We start from the raw sequence: 23,526 nt of genomic DNA on the forward strand, positions 1-23,526 counted from the left end.
CCGTGAATACTGACCTTCAAACGAAAGCAAAACCGAAATTCAGCAAGGATTACACCCTCCATTTGGCAACCATATTTCTCGGCTTTATCATTTTCGGGATATCGGAAAATATTAAAGGACCCGCCATACCCAGAATTCAATTCGATTTTCGTCTGGACGAAATGCAGATCGGCACATTGCTGTCGCTGAATGCACTCGGATATTTGATCGCTTGCTCCTTCACTGCCCTGTTAACCCGCAAGATCGGGATCAAATGGGTCAGCATGGCTGCCTTTGGATCAATGGCGATTTCCGGCGTGTTTATTTTTCTGTCACACAGCTACCCGATGTTTACTGCATCCTACTTCTTAATGTACATAGGAAACGGCATGCTCGAGATTGGACTTGCGATCTTGGCAGCCCGGATTTTTGTGCGAAATACCGGTACGATGATGAACCTGTCCCATTTCTTCTACGGGATTAGTTCAACGGTGGCACCGATGATTGCATCCGGCTTAATGACCATAACCGTATGGAATCACACGCTGGACTGGCGGGGAATGTACCTGGCTATGCTTATGTTATCCGTACTGCCGATGATCCCGGCATTGATGAGCAAATTTCCCGGGGATGACCTGTCCGAGACGGAACGCGTTCCACTGAAACAATTGGTCAGAGATCCTGCCCTGTGGCTTGTTGTCATGATCCTTTCCTTCGGTGTTGTCTCGGAGATGGCCGTCGGCGGGTGGCTCGTCAACTTTCTTGAAAAATCGTACAATTGGGAGCCAACCGCAGCGGCTGGAATGTTATCCGCGTTCTTTCTCTGTTTCTCGGCTGCGCGTCTGCTGCTGGGCCCGATCACGGACCGGATCGGTTTCACTCTATCGATTATCATTCTGTCTGCTCTGACCGGAGTATGTACCTTTATCGCGATCTTTGGCGGGGAATCCTACGCCTTCCTGTTCGCGGCAGCCGGTATCGGAATCGCTCCGATTTATCCGACAGTTATGGCTTTGATTGCCAAAAGATATCCAAGAGAAAGCGATACCGCCATCACGTTTATCGTCACCATGATGGGGATTGGCAGCGTCATTGGCAATTACGCAATCGGTGCCATTACGAACGGCTTCAAACAGATGTATGGCAGCGAAACGGAGCTGGGTCTGCTGAGAGGACTCCAAGCCGGCTATGGCTTCATCGGATTATGCGCGGTGCTGTGCTCGCTGTTCGGCATCGTCTTGTATCGCTATTTAAGGGTTCGCAAGCAATTGATCTAATTACGCAGCTTTAGAAGAAAAAAGGGAGCCAGCCCGAAAATCGATTCGGGCGGCTCCCTTTTCCTTTTCTCAGCCCAGATCGGGCTTATCAACAAGATGGACGCACGCATCGCCGGAATGATGCAGTTCAAATACCGTGATTGCATTGCGACCCTGCTTCAGCAGCGGTCCAGGCACATAAAGTGTTGCCTGCGGCCCTTCCTTCCAATAGCGTCCCAGATTGAAGCCATTGATCCATACTACGCCTTTTCCCCATCCATCCAGACGAATGAATGTATCACCGATTTCATCAACCGTGAATTCGCCGGTATAGAAGGTAGGCCGATCCTGCTGATCCAATGCACCTTCCAGCGCTTGGAACGATGCCGTATTCGGATTCTCTAACGGCAGCGGATAGATGCTCCAGTCGAACAGGAACTGGTTGTTCATCCGAGCTCCCTCCGTGATGCCCTTATAGTCCTTCAGTTTCGGACCATAGTTAACCCGCCCCATATTCTCGACAACAATCTCCAGCTTCGCCCCGGCTGCCGGAATATCGAGCTGCAAGGCTTGAGGATTCCAGCGCTCAACGGTACCCTGATAAATACCATTCAAGAATACCTGCGCCCGGTCATGCACCTCTTGCAGATGCAAGAATTCACCCTGACGTGGACCCGAAACCACCGTTGAATACACAATGAACCCATAACTTTGACCCAACAACTCCATAGGAACAGGCGTTGTGCGTTTCACCTGCTCCGACAGTACCGGCAACTGCTCCAGTAAGTCGGCATAATGCGTCATGCGAACAGAGCCATAACTTTTCTTCACCGAAGGCTGAGGCAGATTGGGCAGATCCGCAATCTCAAGCCCCTGATGCTTAACAATCGCACTGCGAACGGCCTCATATTTAGCGGTTGCATCCCCGCATTCCGAGAGAGGAGCATCATAATCATAGCTGGTGACTGTCGGTTCATACTTTTCTTGATCATTCGCTCCGTTGTAGAATCCGAAATTCGTTCCGCCATGAAACATGTAAAAATTCACGGATGCATTCAGACGAAGCATCTCCTCGAATACCTGGGCAACCTCCTCGGAGCTCCGCGTATGATGCGGTTTCAACCAATGATCAAACCATCCGTTCCAGTATTCCATACACATAAGAGGATCTTCTGTCCGGTACTCTCGCAGTTTAGCGAAGGCTTCCCCGGGTCTGGATCCGAAATTGACGGTTGCAAGCACGTTCGGTACGGTTCCCCCCTGCAGCATGCCATCCGTAGGACCATCTGAAGTGAACAGCAATACATCCACGCCACGCGCGGACAAGCCGTCTTTTAAATATTCCAGATAGGCCGTATCATTTCCATAACTGCCGTACTCATTCTCAATCTGAATCGCAATTACCGGACCTCCCTTGGAGGTCAGCAGCGGAACTATTCGTGGAATCAGTTCATCGTAATAGTGGTCAACCTTCTCCAAATAGACGGGGTCCATACATCGCAGATGAATATCCGGATACTGCAGCAGCCAGGCAGGAAGCCCGCCGAATTCCCATTCTGCACATATATAAGGACTTGGCCGCAGGATCACGTGCAGCCCCAGATGACCGGCTTTTTGGACAAATCCTTCCAAGTCAGCTATGCCATCAAACGTAAATTGCCCTTCCTTGGGCTCATGCAAATTCCACGGAATATAGGTCTCCACGGTGTTGAACCCACACGCTTTAAGCTTCATCAACCGGTCTTCCCAATATTCCGGAACGATACGAAAATAGTGAACAGCACCTGACAGAATCTGAATCGGTTCATCCCCTAACACGAACTGTTGATTTATCGCTTTCAATTGAGGCTGCATCTTATATTCCCTCCATGATTCATATCATTTCAATTTCACCACACACTGATATCATCTATCAAAAGCGCTTTCTGCTCAATCTCCAAATGGATCATTCTCTATACCTTTTGTGTCAAATTCTCACGATGTCATGAACTTAATATGATAAAATAGAGGGCATACATATTAGAGTGAAAGATGCTAAAAAAGGAGCACGCTGCTATGGATATTACATTCCGCTTTCCCAATATCATTCACACGCTTCAGGTAACCGGATGCCATTTTGATATCCAGCCACCTGGCTGGAGTTATCCGAGGCATCATCATCACCTGTTCGAGCTGCTGTACTGTCTGGAAGGCGAGGTCTTGCAGGAAATTCACCGGGAATCCATTACGCTTCGGCAAGGGGAATGGCTTCTGATCAAATCCGGGGTACCCCATCAAACCTCTAATCTGTCCAATAAGCAGTATGGATACTTCAATGTTCATTTTGATCTCGATGATACGGAAATTCGGAGCTCATTATCCGCTGCCCCTTACCGCCATATTCGCCAGCATGAAAGCGAGCGCAGCAAACTGAACGCATACATCCATGAGCTGGAGGAGATCGTTCGGCGCAGCCAGCCGCCAGCTCATTCACTTCATCCGGAGAACCCGAGAGCCGAATACAATCTCACCTTTGAAGACAGGCTGCTGCTCCAATCCTATACCCTGCTTATCATTCATGATGTGCTCTCTCTCCTGAAGATGCAGGAAACACTCAAGCCACGACATTCCTTACCGGCGGCAGCGGGCACTCACAAACCGTCTTCCTTGCTTGCAGCCGATGCGGCTCATGCCATTGAAGAGAAACTATCCTCGGGGCTCACCGAGGAGATATCTGTCGCGGCGGTGTCCAAAGAGCTTAATTTAAGCCGCAGCCAATGCAGCAAATTGTTTCGCCAAGTCTATGGAATATCGCCAAGACAATATATCAGCCGTCAAAAGCTCAGCTTGGCCAAAGAGCTGCTTATCACGACCCATCTGCCGATGGCCGCGATCGCCGACAAACTCGGGTTTCGCTCCGCCAGCCACTTTTCAAGGCAATTCCGCCGCTGGACCGGACAGTCGCCGACTGAATACCGGCCCAGACACTAAATTGTAAAATCCGATTATTTTTAGTTAGTTACTTGACATTCAATAGCATTATTGAGTATGATACAACTTGAGTTTCTACTATATAAAAGTTAGTTGATAACATTTCAAAACAAAGATAAGGAGTTGTTACATTTCATGCGTAGTTATTCTTCTACGGGCACATTCATTATTCGGGTTATACTGGGGGTCATCTTTTTGGCTCACGGTTTGGATAAGTTCCAGAGCGGCATCGGAAATATCGAAGGATTCTTCGCAAGTTTGGGTATCCCTGCATTTATGGCTACCTTTGTCGCCATTATCGAAATTGTTGGTGGCATTGCGCTGATTATCGGTTTGGGAACGAGAATTGCTTCCCTAGTTCTGGGTGTCGTACTAATCGTCGCTATTTTTCAGGCCAAGCTGGGCATGGGCTTCCTAAATGGCTATGAACTGGATATAGCCCTGCTCGCAATGGCTGTCCATCTTGCCCTTAGCGGCAGCAGCCTGCTCTCAGTTGATTCATTGTTTAGCAAGAAGAACAAAGCCTAAAGTAAACGCAAAGATTTGCCGGTGATCCGAGGCGACGACCTCATGAAAGAAAAACGTCTATCGACGTACTCTCAAAGAAGACAGACCGCATTTAGCGGTAGTTTTTCTTGTGATCAGGCAGCAGATCCTCCGAAGTTTATACTTTCTGATATCTAAGAAAGAGCCGTACCTGACGATCAGTCTCCCATGACCTTGATCCAGATCCGCTTGCTGAAAATCTACTGTAGCCTTCCAATTTTTCACCTTGTCGGCCCCCGTGCATTCTCATGAGTCTCTATCGCTTCACTTGCGTTAGCTTGCCCCTCCTTCACTGACAATGCGACAAGCGATAGTCCAGTGAACAGGTAGCACCCCTCTGGTATATAATTTTATTTAGGTTAATTTAAAAGGATGCTTTGTTATGTCTAGTCCAAAATTGACCGGTTCACATTCTACATTAATTTTCTATAAAGGGGTGACATTTAAAAATGATTGTAAATGTTAATGTTTTAACTTTAATGATATTATAGCGGCATTACTGAGCGCGCAAGACGGAGATATATTCAATTTTTTTTATATAAAACGACATCAATTTCAGCAGCGGTGTTATGATACAACAAAATATCACAATTAACCTGATAAATAGCAGCGGCAATAATAGTGTTACACTTGCGATTACAAATGGAGGAAGTTTTCGTCACTTTTCAACGTTAACAAACGGCAGTTTAACCGGAGTGTCGATGACCATAGGTGTTGGTATCATCCTTGATGGCGGAGGAACAGGCGGCGGCATTTTTATTTTCGGCTCCGGTTGTTCCCTAACGCTTGACGGCTGCATAATTACCAATTGCAGGAACAGTGGCAACGGTGGCGGCCTCCTGGTTCAGGGCAATATCAGTAGAAGCAGTCTGATCATGAACGCCGCGCTCATAGAAAACTGCCAAGCCGGTAGTGGTGGTGGCGTGTTTGCCGCGGGCTGTGACATCGAGATGAACGGTGGGGAAATAACAGGCAACCGTGCGAACAACAGCGGTGGCGGTATTACCACAATAGCGGGAGGGACCAGGCTCGGTTGCACCCTTACCATTAACGGAGGGAAAATCATCGCTAATTCTACCGTGGTGGCTTTCGGTGACGCAGGAGGTACAAACGCGTTTGACACCATCGTTACAATTCAAAACAGTGAAATAAGCAACAATACGGCGGACAACAATGGCGGCGGCATAATTGCTAATAACATCGCATTCATGGACGGCGGCGCTATCATCGCCAATGGCTCGCTCGTTTCGATTGCCGGCGCTGAAATCATAAATAATACCGCGGCTGGGGACGGCGGAAGTTATATTTATTAATATGCTCGCCAATTTAACGGTATTTGCCTCCGTTATATTCAGTGGAAACACCGCGCAGAGATTATTGTCTTTTCTAAATGTTTTTAACAATTACGACATTGGTGTCGGGATGAAGTAAAACAGCGGCGGTACCTCCGAAAGCAGCGTCATTAACGCGTATTCGAATGGTACCGCGACTGGAACCCCTCTCTATCTCCTACTAGTTATTTATGCAGTTTGCTTGACGGGGTGCAGTTCAACTTACAGCCCCCCTGCTAGTATATGACTCCATTTATCGGCACCAACATCCGCTTCCCATTTCTGAATGCCACAAGCTCCTTATAACCCATACGTTCAACATCCGCTTTGGCCTGATCCAACAGCATCCCGATATCATCCGGAAAATGCGCGTCCGAGGACAAAGTAAGCGGAACCTTATATTCAGCGAGCACGGAGAGAAATAACGGACTCGGGCAGCTCTCCCCGATCGGGTAACGGTAAGCAAGTCCCGTATTGATCTCGGTAATGACCCCGCTCTGTACCATTTCCTTCGCCAGCATTCGGTAATAAGGAAGCAACTCCTTCTCGTCAACTGGCCGGAATCCGAATACCTTGAGGTTGTCCGGATGGGCGATAATATGAAACAGCCCCGACACGCAGGCCTGCCTTAACAGCTCGTAATAGTGCTTATAGGTCTGAACCGGATCTCTCCCCTCAAATTTGCTCTTCGTCTCAGGATTGTCAAATCCCCACCCGTCCAAAAAATGAACGGACCCAATGACGTAATCCCACTCGGACCCTGCGAGAATTTCCCTCAGCTCCTGTTCTCCACCTGGAAAAAAATCGGCTTCGATTCCCAGGGCAAGATCCGGTCTGGAGGCCTTTGCCTCTGTTACGAAGCGGACAAAATCGGAAAGCGAAGCCACGCATACCTGATCCAGCCACGCTTGCTGCATTCTCCCGACAGGGGTATCGTCCAGCAGCATATGCCTCTCATAATACGGCCGACATTCCCGAAAACGGTATAAATGATCTACCACGCCAAACTGTCCTATCCCTCTTTTGCGCCCTGTATTCAAATAGCGGTCCAGCCATTCCTCACTATAGCAGCCCTGCTGTATTCTGCGTGACAGGAGCTTTGCCATTTCCTCCCCATACTGCAGTGTATGATGGCCTAATGATGCCTCCCGTTCAGGCTCTGTAGAGGCAAGCGCCTGCAAAGTGCGGGATAACCAGCGCAGCGAATAAGGGCCTTCCTCCAGATGAAAATGCATATCTACCTTCATAAGTCGTATCCCCCTTGATCTAATCCCATGCCAGCATCGCTTCCGAAGGTTTGATTCCTAAATAATGGCACATCAACGGTGCCAAATGCAGCTGCGATATTGCCCCTGTCTGATCCGGCATCAAGGAAGGTGAAGGCAACTCGCCAAACACATAGAGCGGAACATTCCGTTCTTCAGGCTCGGTTCCTCCATGATGACCCATCGCATTCATCCCGTGATCGGACGTGACCACCACATGATATCCCTGTAATCTCCACGCAGGAACCAAGGTCGCCAATATGCCGTCTACAACACGTACAGAACCGGCATATTCCTTGCTTTCACCCCCATGCTTATGGCCCATGTCGTCGATATTCATAGAATGAATATATAAAAAATGCGGATCGTACGTCGATCTCAAATGCTCGGCATCTATAAACAGATGGCTGTCAGGATAGTAATCCTCGAAATAGAACAGCCCATACTGGATCAGCCTGCTGACATCATGCTGATGGCGGTCTGCGACAGGGTTAAATGGAGCGCTGTTATAAAGCTCGCTTACCCAATGATACGCGGCCGCAGCAGTCCTTAGTCCGGCCTCGCGTGCGAGATGGAACACACTCTGTTCATGACTCAACCTCGCAATATGGTTCGCCGTGATCCCGTTTCTCGCCACGTGCGTGCCGGTCAGCAGCACTTCGTACAGCGGACGCGAGAGACTCGGCAGCTGGGATTGTACCCGGTAGCAGTTCGCCTCGCCCTGCTCAACAAGATGCTCCATATATCCCAAATACTTGCGGGCGGCATCGTATCTTAATCCATCCAGTACAACTACGATAAGCTTGGCTTCTCCTTGCAACATCCTTAATCCCCTCTTTTCGTGGCTTCAATCCAATGGATACGGTGGCTTCTAAGCCCTTGCAACCATTCCTTAGGCGGAGCAGTATCGCTAACAATGGTATGAACCCTGTGCATCGGCACAATTTCGATGAATCCTTCTTTATCCAGCTTGGAGCCGTCGGCCAATACGATGGTCTGGGAAGCTGCATCTATCATCCTGCGCGACATCCCGGTCTCGTTCGGATCATAGTCGCTGATGCCCCGTTCCAAGGACATGCCTCCAACAGAGATAAACGCCTTATCTACACGGAATTGGGAGAGGACGTGCTCTCCAAGCGTACCGGACATGGATTGCTGCTCCGGATTCAATTCACCTCCGACTACAAAAATCTTCCCTGAGAATCTCCCGCTGTTCAAAGATTCCATTAAATGATAAGCGACGGCAAGCGAATTGGTCAGAATCGTCAGACGCTCTCGTCCATGTATCGCCTTAGCCAGCTCAAGCGTCGTCGTCCCTACGTCGACCGCAATGGTATCACCGGATTCAATTAATTCCGCAGCCATGCGACCAATCCGCTCCTTCTCTTCCGCATTCACCATTTGGCGTTGTAAATAGGGAGGCTCGAAGCTGGTCATTTTCGTCAAAACCGCTCCCCCGTATACCCGCTTGGCTAAGCCTTCCTTTTCCAGCAGCACAAGGTCACGCCGAACCGTCTCCTCTGAAACCGTAAAATAGGCCGACAAATCAGGAACCTTTACCTGACCCTGCTGCTTCAATTGCTCGATAATCACTCTCTTACGTTGTTCAGATGAAATGGACAATTATTTTATACTCCTTCCTTCTCTAGCTGCAACAGTTGAGAACGATCCAAGGCAAGATTCACAAGGCTCTGCTCTCGAATTCTCAAGGATCGGCCATCATTAAGCGCATCTACGATTAACCTTACGCCGGCGGCATCAATGGTATAACGAATAATATTGCCCAGAGTGGATATCGAATGGACAGTACCCTCAACGATTTGCTTATCTTCACGCGATGCTTCACTCAATGTGTCCGCACCCACCAATAGTAACGCCTCAGGCCGAATGGCGAAGCTATCCCCATCACCATTCGCCTTACCGAATAATTGCAGTACCTCGGGACGAGTCAACACGTTATAGCTTCCCATGAACTGCGCGACAAACTCTGTGCGTGGAGTTGTATACAGTTCTTCCGGAGTACCCTGTTGAACGATGCTTCCCTTATTCATCAGGCATACCCGATCGGATAAAGTTAACGCCTCCTCCTGATCATGAGTCACGAAGATCGTTGTTATATTGAATTTCTTCTGAATCTCACGAATTTCCGACCGCAGGTTTTTTCGGATTTTCGCATCCAGAGCACTAAGGGGCTCATCCAACAGGAGAACCTTAGGCTTAACTGCAAGTGAACGGGCAAGCGCGACGCGCTGCTGTTGACCTCCCGACAGCTGCTGGGGATAAGCATCCCGTTTTTCTCCAAGATCAATAAGCTCCAACAATTCAGCAGATCTTTTTCGTCTGGCTTCCTTGGAAGCTCCTCTCATTTTCATCCCGTACTCTATATTTTCGCTGACCGACAAATTCGGAAACAGAGCATAGGATTGGAATACCATGCCGATCTCACGGCTCCGGGGCGGCAGGTTCACGATGTCCTTACTATCAAGGAAAATATGTCCGCCATCGAGGTCCGTCAGGCCGGCAATGCAGCGCAGCAGCGTACTTTTTCCACAGCCGGATGGACCGAGCAGCGTAACGAGTTCTCCCTCACGAATATCCAAATTCACATTATTAAGCACCGGAGTATCCCCGAATTGTTTGCGGATGCTTTCAAGCCTCAAATATGGTTCCATCCTGATATCCCCTTGTTCACTTTTTTGCCCAGCTTCATTAGGATCATAGACAGCACCAGAATAAACAAAAAGTAGGAAATCGCAATGGCACTGGCCAAATGCCCGTTTTCGTTGACCCTTTGATACAGATAAACCTGGATGGTCTGAATATGCCCGCCAACCAACATGTTCGTTAGAACGAATTCACCAAATAATACGGAGAACGATAACAATGTAGAAGTAACGATCCCTGGCCAAATATTGGGCATAATTACGGTTATGAAAGCTTTCAATCGACTGGCGCCTAGCATCTCAGCCGAGTTAACCAGTTCAACCGCAGACACAGTTAATAGACTGTTACGAATCCCTTGATACATGTAAGGCAAAATAATAATGAAATACGCACCGATCAAAATATACGCTGTGCCTGCAATAGGGATCGGCCCCGAGGAATAGGCCCGAATCAACCCTACCGCTGCAACGACGCCGGGCACGGCATAAGGTAGGACAACAACTCCCTTCATGAACGACTCCAGCTTGGGCAGATAAACGGTAATAATAAACACGGCTGGCAGCATAACGGCGAGGCTCAGCGCCACACTAATGATGCAGAGATATAGCGAGGTCCATAGGGCTTCCATAAACCTAACATCCTGAAGCATCTCCTTGAACCAGGACAGCGTCCAGCTCTCCGGCAGGATCGTTGCCTGCCATTCCTTCGCGAACGCATAAATCAACGTAGCAAGCAAGGGAAGCAGCAAATAAACCATCAAGAGGAGCATTAGTGATCGATGGCCCCAGCTTGCCTTCTTTCTATGGGTTTCCATTACAGTTCCTCCTTCACTGCCGAGGACTTAAGCTTGGGAAATATCCGCAGGCTCCTGGTGTTCTTTGTTGTAAATCCGGATTGAAGCATCTTTGAACGCTGTGTCATTTTATGATTAAGATACACTGCCAGCAGCGTCGATAAAGCCAGTATAACCGCGAGTGCATTGCCGAGCTGCGGCTCATTGACCACATCCCCCGCGACCAATGATCCTATCCGAACTGCAAGTAAATTGTAATTGCCTCCAACCAAGGCATAGGCTGTTGCGTATGCCCCCATCCCGTTAGCGAACAAAATTCCCAACGTACCGAAAACAGCAGGCGTCAAAATAGGCAGCCCGATCGTTCTCCAAAACTGCCATTTGCTTGCGCCTAACAGGGAAGCCGCTTCCTTCCACTGCTCCCGAATCCCGTAAAAGGAAGGGTACAGCAGCAATAAAGCAAGAGGTATCTGAAAGTACACATAAACCAGAACAAGTCCTGTCCAGCTATATAAATTGAAATCGGCGAACACGCTCCAGCCCCACTGCTTAAAGAGCAACGTAAACACCCCATTGCTGCCAAGCAGAATAATATAAGCGAACGCAAGCGGAACACCAGCAAAATTCGATGTCATATTAGACAGCATCAACAACCGATCCCGCATCTTTGGCGAGAATCGCGTAATCGAATAAGCGCAAATCAGTCCGGCTGCAATGCCAATCACGCTAGAAAAAATGGAAATCAGCAAACTGTTCTTAATCGCTTTCAAATAAAATTCGCTATGGATAATCCTCGAATAATAATCAAGCGTAAAGCCCGAACCGTTCCCTTGACTAATGCTTCCCGTCACCATCGACAGGATTGGAGCTAACTGAAACAGGACGATCATCACTACAAAAGGGACTAGCCCCAGTAAAAACCATCGATTCCTACGCTTCATGCCCTCACTCTCCTTCTTGTAAAAAGGGGCGTCGTTCGTCTGAAGACGAAGACGCTCCACCTTTAGGCCTGCTCATTAGTTCATATGAACAAGCACGCGTTCCTGCCAAAGCTGCGGAAGAGTCTTCGCGGTTTCTTCCCATACCTTGTAATCGTTAACCGGCTTCACGTTGGTATAAGCTTCCGCAGGCAAAAGCTTGGCGGCTACCTCTTCAGGAAGCTGTACGCTGTCACGGATCGGTCTCGCATAACCTTTAGCCAGGTTAATCTGGCCTTCGTCGCTCAAAATATATTCACGGGCAAGCTTGGCGGCATTCGGGTGGGGAGCATATTTGTTGATAATCGTTGCATAACCGCTGACAACACTGCCCTCTTTAGGAATAGCTACGCTGAATTTATCCGCACCCAATTGATCCTTATAGTTGAGAGCGTTAAAGTCCCATAACAGCGTGACTTGAACCTCGCCCTTCTCAATGTTGGCCAGTGAAGCTTCTGCATTGGACAGACGACCCTTCTTCGCAAGCTCTTCGAAGTAAGCTATTCCCGGCTCGATGTTCGATTCATCGCCGCCATAAGCCATTGCTGCCGCCAATACGGCCATTTGCGCTTGTGCTGCCTTCGTTACATCGCCAACAATAATTTTATAGTCGCCGTTCTTGAGATCCTCCCAGCTTTGCGGTGCCGATTGAACAAGCTGTGTGTTCGTAAAGATCGAGATAGAGCCCTGGTAGCCAACGATCCAGTGGCCTTCATTATCCTTAGCCCAGTCCGGAATTTCATCCCAATAGGAGGTTTTATAGGCCTGCGTAACCCCCTTATCAACCGCAACCGGTCCGAAGGCAATACCTACGTCACCGATGTCGGCAGTAGGCTTGTCCTTCTCCGCCTCAAATTTCGCGATTTCCTCTGCACTCGACATGTCCGTATCTGTGTGTGTAAGAGAATATTTGCTCTTCAGATCCTCCCATGTATCCTTCCAGTTCGCCCAAGAATCCGGCATGCCGACGCTTACAACAGAGCCTTCTTCCTTCGCCTTGGCTTCCAGATCGGCTACTGAAATTTCTTCCGCAGCAGGATTAGCGCTCGTATCTCCGCTTGTAGTTGCTTCTTTGCTGTCTGAACCTCCACAAGCAGCCAGCATCAAAACAAATAAGCTTAGAACAAGACCCAATCCTAACTCTTTCTTCAACCAATATTTCATGTTTTTTCGCACTCCCTGTGAAATAATGTGGGTTTATCATATATTTACGTTGTTTTTAACCCTCTTAAAGTATAGAAATTGACTGTTTCCGCGGGATTAACTAAAGTGATTACATTTATTAATTGCCGGTAAAAGAAGCAGGTTTTGTATTAGAAGCATAAAAGGAGTGTTAAAAGAGAAGGCGCCAGGAGTTGAAACCGCAACATTAAACTTAGTCACTTAAGTCAAAATGGCATAAAACAACAATGTTGTGATGACCTCGGTAATAAGAAGTTTTTTTCACTCATTACAAAAAAAAGAAACCCTGACGGGCATGAAGCCAGTCAGGGTCTTACGGTATTAGGGCTTGTCTCTCTGGATTCCTTTTGATCAATTTTACGCATTAAGCCGAAGCTTGCGCTTCAAACGGGTTGCGAATACTTCCAATAATATTGCAAATAACAGCATAAAATAAGTAATAATACCGACTTCTCTCAGATCGTAATAGAATACGCTCGCCATAAACATATCATATCCGATTCCGCCTGCACCCGCTGCAGCACCCATCGCAACCGCTACGGTAAAATTAATTTCAAATCTTAAAAACGTCCAAGAAAGCAGGTAAGTCATCGATGAAGGGAGCACTGCCTGAAATACGATCTGCCACCAAGTGGCTCCGCTCGCCTTCAATGCTTCGATCACTCCGTCATCCATCTCCTCGAACGATTCGGAGTAAGCTTTGACCAAATATCCGATAGAATGGAAGCTCATACCGATAACTGCTGCTACGCTCCCGAGTCCGGCGGCTACGGCAAAAATCAATACCCATAGCACCGTCGGAACCGCTCGGATGACGGCAATAATACCTCTAATGATATTAGAAGTTGTTTTTGACGCCAAATTCCGGGCGGCAACCAGGGCCAGAAAAAGTGAAATCGCGGCTCCTAACATTGTTGTCAGGATGGCCAGCCCAATCGTTATGAATAGCTTGGAAATTAATTCAACAAAAGTAAAGTGACTAAAATGCGGCTCCAAAAACATCGTTAGAAACGTCTGCCCTGTCAAGACAATGCCATCAAACACATGTATTCCTTTATAATACAAAAGTAAAAAAGCCCAGTAGGGTCACCAACACCAATACAAGCAGCGTCATTCGGATAACCAGCGTTGCCTTGTTGAATGATTTCACCTTGATTTTCGTTTCGGATCGGGTAATCATTACAGGATCACCCTCCTGACGTAATTTGATAACCATTCTATCAAAAGTATCGCGATGACAATGACAACTACGACGAGACTGGCCGCATGGTAATTCAAACTTTTGTAGTACAAATCAAATGCGAAGCCTATGCCCGTTCCGGTGAGGATGCCTACAAGCGTAGCCTGACGTATGTTGGTTTCAATCGCAAACAACACCCAACTAATCATCTGAGGCATGGTAGATGGAACGACCGATTTAAATACGATTGAGAAATATCCTGCACCAGTAGCTTTAAGGGCCTCCACTGGACCGCCGCTTACTTCATCAATGGTTTCCATAAAGGCCCGGGTCAAAAAGCCAAATGATCCGAAAAACAACGCGAAATATCCAGTCATCACATTCTGTCCGAAAGACGAAAAGCAGAATCATTGCCCACGCTGAAAAATCAATGTTACGGAAAACAATTGCAATCCCTCTGCTAATCGCTCCGAGAAACACATTGAATCGGGTCGTGTGAGCGCCGAAGATAGCGAACAGGAAAGCAAAAGCTCCTCCTGTCACAGTTGCGGCGACGGATACGAGCAGCGTCTCCCTTATTTTCTGCAAAATGTCAGGGAGCTTCTCGAATGATTCTACATTCGGGTAGAAATTCGTAAAGCCCCAGACAATCGCCTTCGGAATAGAGGTGAAACCCTTAACCGGATCATATTCTGTAATGACGCCGGCCACGAAAGCAATAATAATCAAGAGTCCGAAGTATGCAAGAAAATTCATCCTTTTTCTTAGAAAAAAGTTACCCAGCATTTTCACCTCCGAGGTCAAACAGAAGATCTCCCGTTTCGGAGCCGTAGATATTGTGGATCATATCTGAAGTCATTTCTCTCGGCACTCCGTCATAGATGATTCTTCCCTTGTTTACCCCGATGATTCGATCGGAATATTTTAATGCAACATCCACCTGGTGAAGATTCACGAGTACGGTAATCCCCAGTGTAGTCGATATTGTTTTAAGATAATCCATAATGGTTTTGGACGCGTTCGGGTCCAAAGAAGCAATTGGTTCATCGCAAAGCAAGAGCTTAGGCTCTTGCACCAGTGCCCGGGCAATACCTACGCGCTGCTTCTGACCGCCGCTTAGCTGATCGGCTCTCTTGTAGATTTGGTCCTGCAATCCGAGCATGGCCAATATTTCTACAGCTTTCTTCTTTTCCTCTTCGTTGTACAAACCCAGCATACCGGCCAGTGTCGACTTATAGCCAAGCCTGCCGTGCAGCACATTCTCGATAACGCTGAGTCTGTTTACCAAATTATAATGCTGAAAGATCATGCCGATCGTTCTTCTGACTTGCTTCAACTGCTTTTTACCCAACTTTGTAACGTTCACATTCTGGAACACAACTTCTCCGCTGCTTACCTCTATCATCCGATTGATGCATCGAAGGAGAGTGGATTTCCCCGCTCCCGATGGTCCGATGATGGAAACAAATTCGCCTTCTTGAATGCTGAAGCTGACGTCGGACAAAGCTGTGCTCCCATTGCCATATTTCTTCGATACCCGTCGCACTTCCAATAATGCTTTCATTTGTTTTCCCCTTTGATGCGATTAGTTGGACAATTCTCTGATCGGGTTAAACCATGCGTCATCAACCGGAAGCAGTTTCTCGTCTCCGGATTTCGCGAAAATGCCTGAAAACCCGGAATCCTTCGGAACGAATACTTTCGGATTATTTGTAACTTCGTCAGAAGTCAAAGCCGCGAGCAGTTTGTCCACCGTAGCTTGATCCACGTTGTCTGTATTCACTACGAATGGAGAGTTCAACACCGGAGTAACCGAAATCAGTTCAAACTCTTCTCCCTTGAACGCATTGAACGGTTCTTCAGCATCGTCCTTCACTTTGTAAACGGCTCCCGCTCTGTTCTCCTCGCCGTCTACCCGTTCAACATAGTTATTTACGCATGAATCGCAAAACGCCGCTACATCTGCTTTGCCGTTCAGCAAGTTAACTGCGGAACCTTGATGGGAGTTGCCGTAAAGCACTTCACTGAAAAATTTTCCATTGCCGCCTTCCAGCAGGTCATCGGCTTTCAGTTCTTTATACGGATCCATTTTGCTGAAGTACCCTACGATACCGGATGATGGTACTTTAAAGCCGGAAGTGGAGCTTGTGGACACGAAGGACATTTTCTTGCCGGCAATCGGATCGATTTTAAATCCGTCACCATCCTTGTATTCGTCTTCGTTGCCTTTCTTAACAGCCAGCCAGCTGTAGTAAACTGCATCGTCCAATGTTCCTGATGATCCGCTCGGTACGACAAGCGGCAAAACTTTTTCATTTTTATCGTGAGCTTCGATATAACCTTGAGGACCAAAGAACGCGAGATCGGCGTTGCCGTTTGCAATCGCTTCAATCGTAATAATATAATCGGTTGTCGTCTGATGCTTTACTTGCTTGCCGGTCGCTTCTTCGATCACCTTACCGATTTCATCGCGAGCTTCTCCAAGATCGGCGCCGGATTCATTCGGTAGCCATGCAATGGTAAGCGTGTCGCTGCCAGCCGAATTGGACGAACAACCAGCAAAAATCGTTACTATAACTAAAGCCAGTATAATAGACAACAATTTTTTCACAATAGTCACCTCTTCTAATTTAAACTGATTAAGTTAGCCTAATTAGCAATGCCTCGCAATTAATACAATATAGATTACATGTTATATAGGAATTAACTTATATGTTTACTTTTATTAAGAGGAGTAATAATTCCCATTTATTAAATAGCGCTAAAAATTCCGTTCTGCATGTTGTATTCGCGATGACACAAATTTTTCATGAACTCAAGATCATGGAAAATCCCCAGCATCGTTGTCCCTTCGCGCATCAGCTGTTCCAGCAATTCTCTGACCTTGATCTTGGAAGCATTATCGAGGCTTGCCGTCGGCTCATCCAGCAGCAGCAGCCTCGGATGCTTCACCATCGCTCTGGCTATGTTAAGCCTCTAGACTTCTCTACCCCCGGAGAAGTCGGTTGACAGGGTAGCTGTCCCACAAATATTCATCCAGTTCGAAGTGGGCCAGCATATCGTTCTTGTCCTCCTGCTTCGCAAAGTCTTCCCCGTTTCCCATCTCGACAATGGCCTGCTCTACCAGCTCTCTTGCGGTTGTGCGGGGCATTGCATTTAAAAATTGAGACACATATCCAATTTCATGTTTCCGCAAATAGACCATTTCCCGTTCCGATGCCTCTGCTAAATTCATCCGGCCGAATCTCTTCGAGGTGTACCAGATGCTGCCTTCGTTGATTGACATATGTGCGATAAATACTTTTCAAAATTGTCGATTTCCCGCTTCCGCTCTTCCCGGTTATTCCGACAAATTCGCCTTCCTGCAGCTCGAAATCAACACGATCAATGGCTTTAATATGTTTATCCAGATTATGAAGCATAAAGGATTTAGACAAATTATGAATGCTCAGTATAGGTTCCACTAAATTCCCCCCCGGTTTAACGGTAATTGGTTTTTTGAATAAGTCTTCCATCGACGAACACCGCTGTAATTACCGGAAAGTTCGGTTCAATTTTTTCGATAATTAACAAGTCTGCTGTCTTGCCTTCCCGAATCGAACCAAGCTCATGATCCAGCTTGATCGCTTTGGCAGGATTCAGCGTAACCAGCTTAAACATCTCGACCAGATCCATGCCGTGCTTGCGGTTCATTTCAAATACGGCGTGCAGCAATGCGGCCGGGTAATAATCACTGCACAGAATATCGATGCTACCCGCCCGGATCGCCTCCGGCGCAGATAGATTTCCGCTATGCGAGCCGCCCAGCAGCACGTTCGGCGCGCCGGCAATGGTAAACATTCCGTTCTCCTTCGCCTTCAATGCAATCTCAAGCGTGATCGGGAACTCACTGATCACTGCGCCAAAGCTTTGGACAAGCTCGAGCTTCTCAAGCGAATCGTCATCATGCGAGGCAATCGTAATCTGATGCTCCCGGGCAAATTGCGCAAGTTCCCGGATGCCGTCGATTGTAAGCTTCTCTTTCTGCTGATGCCTTTCCAGAATCTGTGCGATCTCTTCATCGCTCTTATTGCTGTAGCCCTTGACCGTAGCACGGTATATTTCCAAGTTTCTGTATTGTCCCTGACCCGGTGTATGATCCATAAAGGATAATAGATGCACTTTCTTCTCTGCGATAAAAGTTTTCAAATTCGCGATCTCTTCAACGTTGTCGATTTCAAGCCGTGCGTGGAAGCGGTGGCGAACCAGATGCTTGCTGTGATGGGTTTTATCGATAATATCAATTAACTGCTTTACGTTTTCCGTTTCACGGATCGGCTTATAAGCATACTCCGTGTCTTTAAAGAGGGAAAGCGAATGATACATGGTCGTGATGCCATGCGTAATCAATTCCTTCTCCGTCTCCCTAACGCTTAAATGAAAGTCCATTAAGGATGTCGGTCTGGGAGCTGCCATATGCTCAATGTAGTCGGAATGCAAGTCAACTGAAGCCCGGCGAGATATATCCGCCTTCGGCGTCAATCACCTGAATGGTTTCATCCGGATTGAATTCTCCTTGTTTAACCACTTTTTCAATGCGGTTGCCGGCGATCAACAGATCGAACCCTTCCAGTATGGCTTCCTCCGTTATGATTTTTCCACCCGTGATGAGATACATATTTCCCCCTACTTTCATCTGTTGTCTGCCGATTATAACAGCGAGTGAACCAATTGCTGCGTATACCGATGCTGCGGGTCCTCCAAAATCTGATCCGTCAGACCATACTCTATGACCTTGCCATCCAGCATGACCATCGTCCGGTCGGCCAGCATCCGGATGACGCCAAGATCATGCGAAACGATAATCATGCTGATGTTCAGCTCTCTTTGCAGCTTTTTAATCAAGTCAAGCACGTTTGCCTGCACCGAAAGGTCAAGTCCGGTTGTGACCTCATCCAATAGCAGAATCGGCGGGTTGTTCGATAGCGCCTTTGCGATTTGCACGCGCTGCTGCATGCCTCCCGAGAAATTTTTAGGCGGTTCCTTCATCCGGCGGATTGGAATATTCACATGCTCCAGCAGCTCGCGGCCTCTCGCTTCCATCGCTCCGACATTTCTGCCACCGGCTGCGATCAGCTTCTCCGCAATATTGCCGATTGACGAGAAGCCCATCCGCAGGCCAAGCATCGGATTTTGATACACCTTCCCCATCTGATGATTGCGAATATAACGCTTTTGTTGTGAGGACTCCTCAAATATGTTGGCCTCGCCGTTCTTGTAGCTGGTAATAAGGGCCTCACCTTCGGTAACCTCCTGATCGAAATACAAGCATTGCATCAGAGTAGATTTCCCGCTCCCGCTTTCCCCGACGATACCGAATACTTCCCCGGGATACAGATCGAACGAAATGTCATGGCATGCGTATACGGTGCCGCATGTCGGACAGTAGTTTTTAATTAATGAATCCGATTGTCCCGAGCTACAATGAATACAGCCGGGTCCGAATTGCTTGCTTAAGTGGTTAACAGATAATATCGGCCGGTCAAAATCATCCATGTTGTATTACCTCCTATACATTTTGCTGCGTTTTTAGGTTTGCCGGAAAATTAATGATTCGCCGATCGAGCGTTTAATCGGGAGATACAATAGCTGGTATCATTGCATTGATGATACGTCTCCCCTGTTCCCTCATCGATCAGTTCATCCAGAAACACTCCTGTAGCTCCGCACTGCCAGCAGCTGGCTCCCTCAAAGCTTTCGGCCTCGAACGGATAATCGTCAAATGCCAAAGATACGACCTTGGTGAATGGAGGAACGGCGTAAATCTTCTTCTCCCGGCCTGCGCCAAGCAAAATCAAAGCTTTCGAATAATTCATTTTCGGATTATCAAAGCGCGGAATCGGGCTAGGGGCCATCACGTAGCGGTCCTGCACCATGACGGGATGGTCCGCGCCTGTAGGACATATGGCCGTACTTCATAATTTGCTCGAACAGCATCAGCCATGCGCCGCTGTATTCCTGCTCCGCATGCAGCCGCTGTGTTACGAACTCGCTTGGCTCATAATAACGAAGCGGCTCAGGCAGCGGAACCTGCAGGATCAAAATCTGATGCTCCTTCAGGGGAACTTCCGGAATACGGTGCCGGGATTGAATGACAGTTGCGTCCTCCGTGTCATCTACGGTTCGCACCCCTGTTGTCTTGGTAACCAGTTTCTTGATATTGACTGCGTTCACCGATTCGTCCGCCCCTTGGTCAATGACCTTCAGCATATCCTTCTTACCGATCAGGGACAGGGTGAGCTGCAAGCCGCCGGTGCCCCAGCCCCGGCCAATCGGCATTTCCCGTGAGGCAAACGGCACCTGATATCCCGGAATCGCGATTGCCTTTAGTGTCGACCGTCTAATTTCCCTTTTGGAGCCCTCGTCAAAAAAAGACAAAATTGTAAGCGATATTCATTCGCTCTTCTCCTCCTCAGCACCAGATTTGTCTGCCTTTTTCGTCTTCCGCGCACTGTCCAGCTTCGATTGAAAGGTGACGTAATGCGGCATTTTGAGGTGGGACACAAATCCTGTTGCCTCAACGGAATCAATATGATAGAGCACAAACTCTTGATTTTCGGTAGGAAATTCGGGATTCTTGCTGCCAAGGGTGTTATCCAATATCCCCATGGCTATCGCTTTGGTCTCGTTCTGTCCATAGCAAATGCCGTAGCCGATCTCCAGTTCAATCTCCTTCTTGCCATGCTCTTTCTTGACCGTAACCGGAATGAGCATTTCCACCTCAGTGACTTTGACATTGCCGATAAAATAAGCGTCGTCCGGGTCAAGGCTGCCTACCGGATTATCTACATAGACGGGCAAATCTCCGACACGGAGCTCTCCGACCGTCGGGTGCAATTGACCGTAGCCCCGCAGAGAGGCGTAAGCGAAAGAAGTAACGGTTCCTGTCTGCCCCCTCGTCAGTACCTGTAACCTTTCGCTGCGGCTGGCCGGAAACTTCAGGCTCTTGCGCGTCACGTCACCCGGTTCCCGATCATCATTCTCGCAATCCGCAATCAAGCCCTCTTTCCGCAAATAATCCAGCACCTTCGGCAAACGTTGCAAATCCGTTTTGTCCATATCCTCTGCAGACGTATCCTGATTTTCGAAATCCGCCAGCCAGCCCATAACTTCTTCTTCGGTTTCATTCATAAGATCGAAATCGATTAATCTATGGATAAAATCCGTCGTAGCACCTAAAATTTGACCTCCGGGAATATCTTTAAAGCTTGCCGAAATCCTGCGTTCCACCTGCATGTCATCGGAATGAACCGTTCTGGAATAATGTTTGCGGGGCAATGTGGAGCGATAAGCCCTCATCAGAAATACAGCTTCCTCCGGATTGCCTTCCGCCTGCTTAATAGAGATCGCCGCCAGTATTTCGCTGTAGAGGCTGCTCTCCGACATAACCTGATCAATCAGCCCCCTCATGCCAGACTCAATAGAATCGACCTCCAGCACCATGCCCTTTTTTACCCGCTCGTATTTCAAGCGCCGGATCGATTCCTCGATCGCCATCGTTCCGCCTTTGACTGCTACATAACCCATTAATTGTTCACCTTCTTACTGATTTGAGTGGTCCGCGGCAAACATAACGTCCGGGAGTCACGGTCGACAAAGATCATATCAATGCCCAATGGATACTCGATGTTTCTCAAAGCACGCTCATCCAGCCAGCTTCCCCGGCTTTCGCTTCCACAGGTGGAAACCTGCACGTGATGTGTGTCTTCAATACCCGGTCCGGACAGAACCAGTCCATTGTCATTCGTAATCTGCTCCGCCTCTACGATAAATGTCGCCGATGCATGAGGATGGATCAAATCGCCCGCTTTGGCTTTACGTATCGCCTCTTCTAACTGGAATGAATTCGCATCGTTAAGCACAAAAATGAAATCAGCTCGCGTGCCGTTTCTGTCTGTCCTTCGCATACGTCAACTGGTTGAACAGCCTGACAATCTCTTCTTCCTTTTCCGAAATAATCTTGAAGGTCACTTCCGTATCGAGCAGCACTGCCGCCAGCAGCACTGTCGCATCAAAACAGTTCAATTTCAGTCCAACTTTCCCTGCAAGCTCACCAAGCTCGCTGATCAGTCCGGGTCTGGACATCGAATCCATCAGTTTTCTGTACGCAAGCTGCGTATCATGCACGAGATCTAGTTTCATCTGCCGCTCTCCCCTAGTTTCCGTCGTCCATCGTTTCAAAGTTTACTTTCGTTTGCAGAACTTTGTGCTGGAATGCCTTTTTCTTATGGTTGATGACTTCTTCTTCGGCCAGCAATACTTCCGTCCAATGCTTTGTTTCTTCAATTCCGGCCTGATACGCCGCGTCAATGACGGCAAGCTGGTAAGCAAGCTCAGACTCATGCCCCTTAACGAGTCCCAGTCCCATCGCTTGGCCAATTTGCACCTTGCTTTCTGTTACGAACACTTCGCCCAGATAGAACAAGCTTTTTTGCGATGTTTCTCTTACCTTCATCATAACCAACCCGTTATTGGGCTGTTCAAGCGTATTTACTTCATAACGGTCTATAATTTGCTGCGCCAATCGGGCTGGAATCTCTCTTGAGCCATTGATCAAAATTTCGGTCCGTTGTCTCCGCTGCATTCATCATTCCTCCTCATGGGACGGTTTTATGATATAAGTAAAATAGTCGCTTCTATACAAAACTCGCGTATGCTCCAGCACTTTGCCAGTTCGCTCATCCACGCAGCCTGATTCCAGCACCAACAGAGGAATCAGGCTGGAGCATTCCAGCAACTCGCGCTCGCTTTTCGAAGGAAAGGCGATGCTTATTTCAGTAGTTGTCGATGTGTAATCGGTATAGCCCTTGCTGTTGTAATAATCGAACATCGACGTAATCTGTCTGCCTTCGGCCGCGATATCATCGAACACGCTTTCCGCTACATATGAAATATGAAATGCAATAGGCCGCCCATCAATCAGCCGAAGTCTTCCGATACGGAATACCCGAATTTCCTCGCCGACCTGAAGGAACTGATAAATTTTCTTGTTGTGCGAAATCTGTTCGCAAAAAATATTGCTTGATTGGTAGCTGAAGCCAAGCTCTATCATTTTCTTGCTGAAACTGACATTCGAGAGAACAAGCGGAATTTGCTGCTGTCTGTTTCGGACATAACTTCCTTTGCCTTGCTTCGAATAGATGTAGCCAAGCTCATGCAAGGTCGTATACGCTTTGCGGACAGTCATCCGCGGGATTTTAAACAAATCCGCCACCTCATTCTCGGATGGAAGCTTGTCATCAGGCTCATAAATACCGGTACGAATATCGAATATGAATTTATCGACGATTTCCTGATCTTCCGACATCGATGAACCCTCCCTGATTACTAATATTCTGAATTTG

The 23,526-nt window shown here is 47.9% G+C and carries 22 protein-coding genes and 4 pseudogenes; 4 read left to right on the forward strand and 22 right to left on the reverse strand.

What is annotated here, in order from left to right; all coding sequences use genetic code 11:
• Window positions 1-2 precede the first annotated feature (2 nt).
• Window positions 3-1,256, forward strand: a complete 1,254-nt coding sequence (locus PVOR_RS19020; protein ID WP_006211071.1) for an MFS transporter — start codon at window positions 3-5, stop codon at window positions 1,254-1,256.
• 69 nt (window positions 1,257-1,325) lie between these two features.
• Here PVOR_RS19020 and PVOR_RS19025 read toward each other — a convergent pair whose 3' ends face one another.
• Window positions 1,326-3,089, reverse strand: coding sequence for a glycoside hydrolase family 35 protein (locus PVOR_RS19025; protein ID WP_006211072.1), 1,764 nt, complete (start codon window positions 3,087-3,089; stop codon window positions 1,326-1,328).
• Window positions 3,090-3,290: 201 nt separating this feature from the next.
• On the opposite strand from PVOR_RS19025, the gene PVOR_RS19030 reads away from it, so the two are divergent.
• The 3 genes from PVOR_RS19030 (at window position 3,291) to PVOR_RS19040 (ending at window position 6,064) form a co-directional block, all read left to right on the forward strand.
• Entirely contained in the window at window positions 3,291-4,205 is a 915-nt protein-coding gene (locus PVOR_RS19030) for an AraC family transcriptional regulator (RefSeq protein WP_006211073.1), read from the forward strand.
• 135 nt (window positions 4,206-4,340) lie between these two features.
• Window positions 4,341-4,733 (forward strand): DoxX family protein, encoded by a 393-nt coding sequence (locus PVOR_RS19035; protein WP_006211074.1) that lies wholly within the window; start codon window positions 4,341-4,343, stop codon window positions 4,731-4,733.
• Between the two features lie 587 nt (window positions 4,734-5,320).
• Complete coding sequence (locus PVOR_RS19040) at window positions 5,321-6,064, forward strand: hypothetical protein (RefSeq protein WP_138917802.1); 744 nt, start codon at window positions 5,321-5,323, stop codon at window positions 6,062-6,064.
• A 254-nt stretch (window positions 6,065-6,318) separates the two neighbouring features.
• On the opposite strand, the gene PVOR_RS19045 is transcribed toward PVOR_RS19040, so the two are convergent.
• The 21 genes and pseudogenes from PVOR_RS19045 to PVOR_RS19135 all read right to left on the reverse strand — a co-directional run bounded on the left by PVOR_RS19045 (window position 6,319) and on the right by PVOR_RS19135 (window position 23,489).
• Complete coding sequence (locus PVOR_RS19045) at window positions 6,319-7,329, reverse strand: PHP domain-containing protein (RefSeq protein WP_006211076.1); 1,011 nt, start codon at window positions 7,327-7,329, stop codon at window positions 6,319-6,321.
• A gap of 19 nt (window positions 7,330-7,348) precedes the next feature.
• Window positions 7,349-8,170 (reverse strand): alkaline phosphatase family protein, encoded by an 822-nt coding sequence (locus PVOR_RS19050; RefSeq protein ID WP_006211077.1) that lies wholly within the window; start codon window positions 8,168-8,170, stop codon window positions 7,349-7,351.
• A gap of 2 nt (window positions 8,171-8,172) precedes the next feature.
• Complete coding sequence (locus tag PVOR_RS19055; protein WP_006211078.1) at window positions 8,173-8,970, reverse strand: DeoR/GlpR family DNA-binding transcription regulator; 798 nt, start codon at window positions 8,968-8,970, stop codon at window positions 8,173-8,175.
• A 5-nt stretch (window positions 8,971-8,975) separates the two neighbouring features.
• Window positions 8,976-10,019 carry an ABC transporter ATP-binding protein gene (locus PVOR_RS19060; RefSeq protein ID WP_040680742.1) on the reverse strand — a complete coding sequence of 348 codons (1,044 nt, stop codon included), beginning with the start codon at window positions 10,017-10,019 and terminating at the stop codon, window positions 8,976-8,978.
• A complete protein-coding gene (locus tag PVOR_RS19065; protein WP_006211080.1) occupies window positions 10,004-10,825 on the reverse strand; it encodes an ABC transporter permease in 822 nt (273 codons plus the stop codon). The genes PVOR_RS19060 and PVOR_RS19065 overlap by 16 nt, the downstream gene beginning before the upstream one ends.
• The gene (locus PVOR_RS19070) at window positions 10,825-11,745 is read right to left on the reverse strand and encodes an ABC transporter permease (RefSeq protein WP_006211081.1); all 921 of its coding nucleotides are present in this window, start codon (window positions 11,743-11,745) and stop codon (window positions 10,825-10,827) included. Before PVOR_RS19070 ends, PVOR_RS19065 begins: the two co-directional genes overlap by 1 nt.
• A 75-nt stretch (window positions 11,746-11,820) precedes the next feature.
• Window positions 11,821-12,945, reverse strand: a complete 1,125-nt coding sequence (locus PVOR_RS19075) for an ABC transporter substrate-binding protein (RefSeq protein ID WP_006211082.1) — start codon at window positions 12,943-12,945, stop codon at window positions 11,821-11,823.
• A gap of 375 nt (window positions 12,946-13,320) precedes the next feature.
• A complete protein-coding gene (locus PVOR_RS19080; RefSeq protein ID WP_327196566.1) occupies window positions 13,321-14,007 on the reverse strand; it encodes a PhnE/PtxC family ABC transporter permease in 687 nt (228 codons plus the stop codon).
• Window positions 14,008-14,017: 10 nt separating this feature from the next.
• On the reverse strand, window positions 14,018-14,143 hold the full coding sequence (locus PVOR_RS32855; protein WP_006211084.1) for a hypothetical protein: 126 nt from the start codon (window positions 14,141-14,143) through the stop codon (window positions 14,018-14,020).
• A pseudogene (locus tag PVOR_RS19085) lies at window positions 14,143-14,929 on the reverse strand (PhnE/PtxC family ABC transporter permease). The gene PVOR_RS32855 and the pseudogene PVOR_RS19085 overlap by 1 nt, the downstream one beginning before the upstream one ends.
• Window positions 14,919-15,707 carry a phosphonate ABC transporter ATP-binding protein gene (gene phnC / locus PVOR_RS19090; RefSeq protein ID WP_006211085.1) on the reverse strand — a complete coding sequence of 263 codons (789 nt, stop codon included), beginning with the start codon at window positions 15,705-15,707 and terminating at the stop codon, window positions 14,919-14,921. Before phnC ends, PVOR_RS19085 begins: the two are co-directional and overlap by 11 nt.
• 21 nt (window positions 15,708-15,728) lie before the next feature.
• Window positions 15,729-16,754 carry a phosphate/phosphite/phosphonate ABC transporter substrate-binding protein gene (locus PVOR_RS19095; RefSeq protein WP_006211086.1) on the reverse strand — a complete coding sequence of 342 codons (1,026 nt, stop codon included), beginning with the start codon at window positions 16,752-16,754 and terminating at the stop codon, window positions 15,729-15,731.
• Window positions 16,755-16,894: 140 nt separating this feature from the next.
• Window positions 16,895-17,607 (reverse strand): annotated as a pseudogene (locus tag PVOR_RS19100) (phosphonate C-P lyase system protein PhnL).
• 16 nt (window positions 17,608-17,623) lie between these two features.
• Window positions 17,624-18,800 (reverse strand): annotated as a pseudogene (gene phnM / locus PVOR_RS19105) (phosphonate metabolism protein PhnM).
• 32 nt (window positions 18,801-18,832) lie between these two features.
• Entirely contained in the window at window positions 18,833-19,678 is an 846-nt protein-coding gene (locus PVOR_RS19110; protein WP_006211090.1) for an ATP-binding cassette domain-containing protein, read from the reverse strand.
• A 50-nt stretch (window positions 19,679-19,728) separates the two neighbouring features.
• Window positions 19,729-20,579: pseudogene (locus PVOR_RS19115) on the reverse strand (alpha-D-ribose 1-methylphosphonate 5-phosphate C-P-lyase PhnJ).
• Window positions 20,576-21,709: a carbon-phosphorus lyase complex subunit PhnI gene (locus tag PVOR_RS19120; RefSeq protein WP_006211091.1), complete on the reverse strand. Its 1,134-nt coding sequence runs from the start codon at window positions 21,707-21,709 to the stop codon at window positions 20,576-20,578. Before PVOR_RS19120 ends, PVOR_RS19115 begins: the two are co-directional and overlap by 4 nt.
• Complete coding sequence (locus PVOR_RS32070) at window positions 21,709-22,044, reverse strand: phosphonate C-P lyase system protein PhnH (RefSeq protein ID WP_006211092.1); 336 nt, start codon at window positions 22,042-22,044, stop codon at window positions 21,709-21,711. The genes PVOR_RS19120 and PVOR_RS32070 overlap by 1 nt, the downstream gene beginning before the upstream one ends.
• Before the next feature lie 10 nt (window positions 22,045-22,054).
• The gene (locus PVOR_RS32075; RefSeq protein ID WP_006211093.1) at window positions 22,055-22,324 is read right to left on the reverse strand and encodes a phosphonate C-P lyase system protein PhnH; all 270 of its coding nucleotides are present in this window, start codon (window positions 22,322-22,324) and stop codon (window positions 22,055-22,057) included.
• Between the two features lie 13 nt (window positions 22,325-22,337).
• A complete protein-coding gene (gene phnG, locus PVOR_RS19130; protein WP_006211094.1) occupies window positions 22,338-22,766 on the reverse strand; it encodes a phosphonate C-P lyase system protein PhnG in 429 nt (142 codons plus the stop codon).
• A gap of 3 nt (window positions 22,767-22,769) precedes the next feature.
• The gene (locus tag PVOR_RS19135; protein WP_006211095.1) at window positions 22,770-23,489 is read right to left on the reverse strand and encodes a GntR family transcriptional regulator; all 720 of its coding nucleotides are present in this window, start codon (window positions 23,487-23,489) and stop codon (window positions 22,770-22,772) included.
• Window positions 23,490-23,526: the final 37 nt, after the last annotated feature.

The sequence above is a fragment of the Paenibacillus vortex V453 genome (assembly GCF_000193415.1).
Classification (GTDB): Bacteria; Bacillota; Bacilli; order Paenibacillales; family Paenibacillaceae; genus Paenibacillus_AQ; species Paenibacillus_AQ glucanolyticus.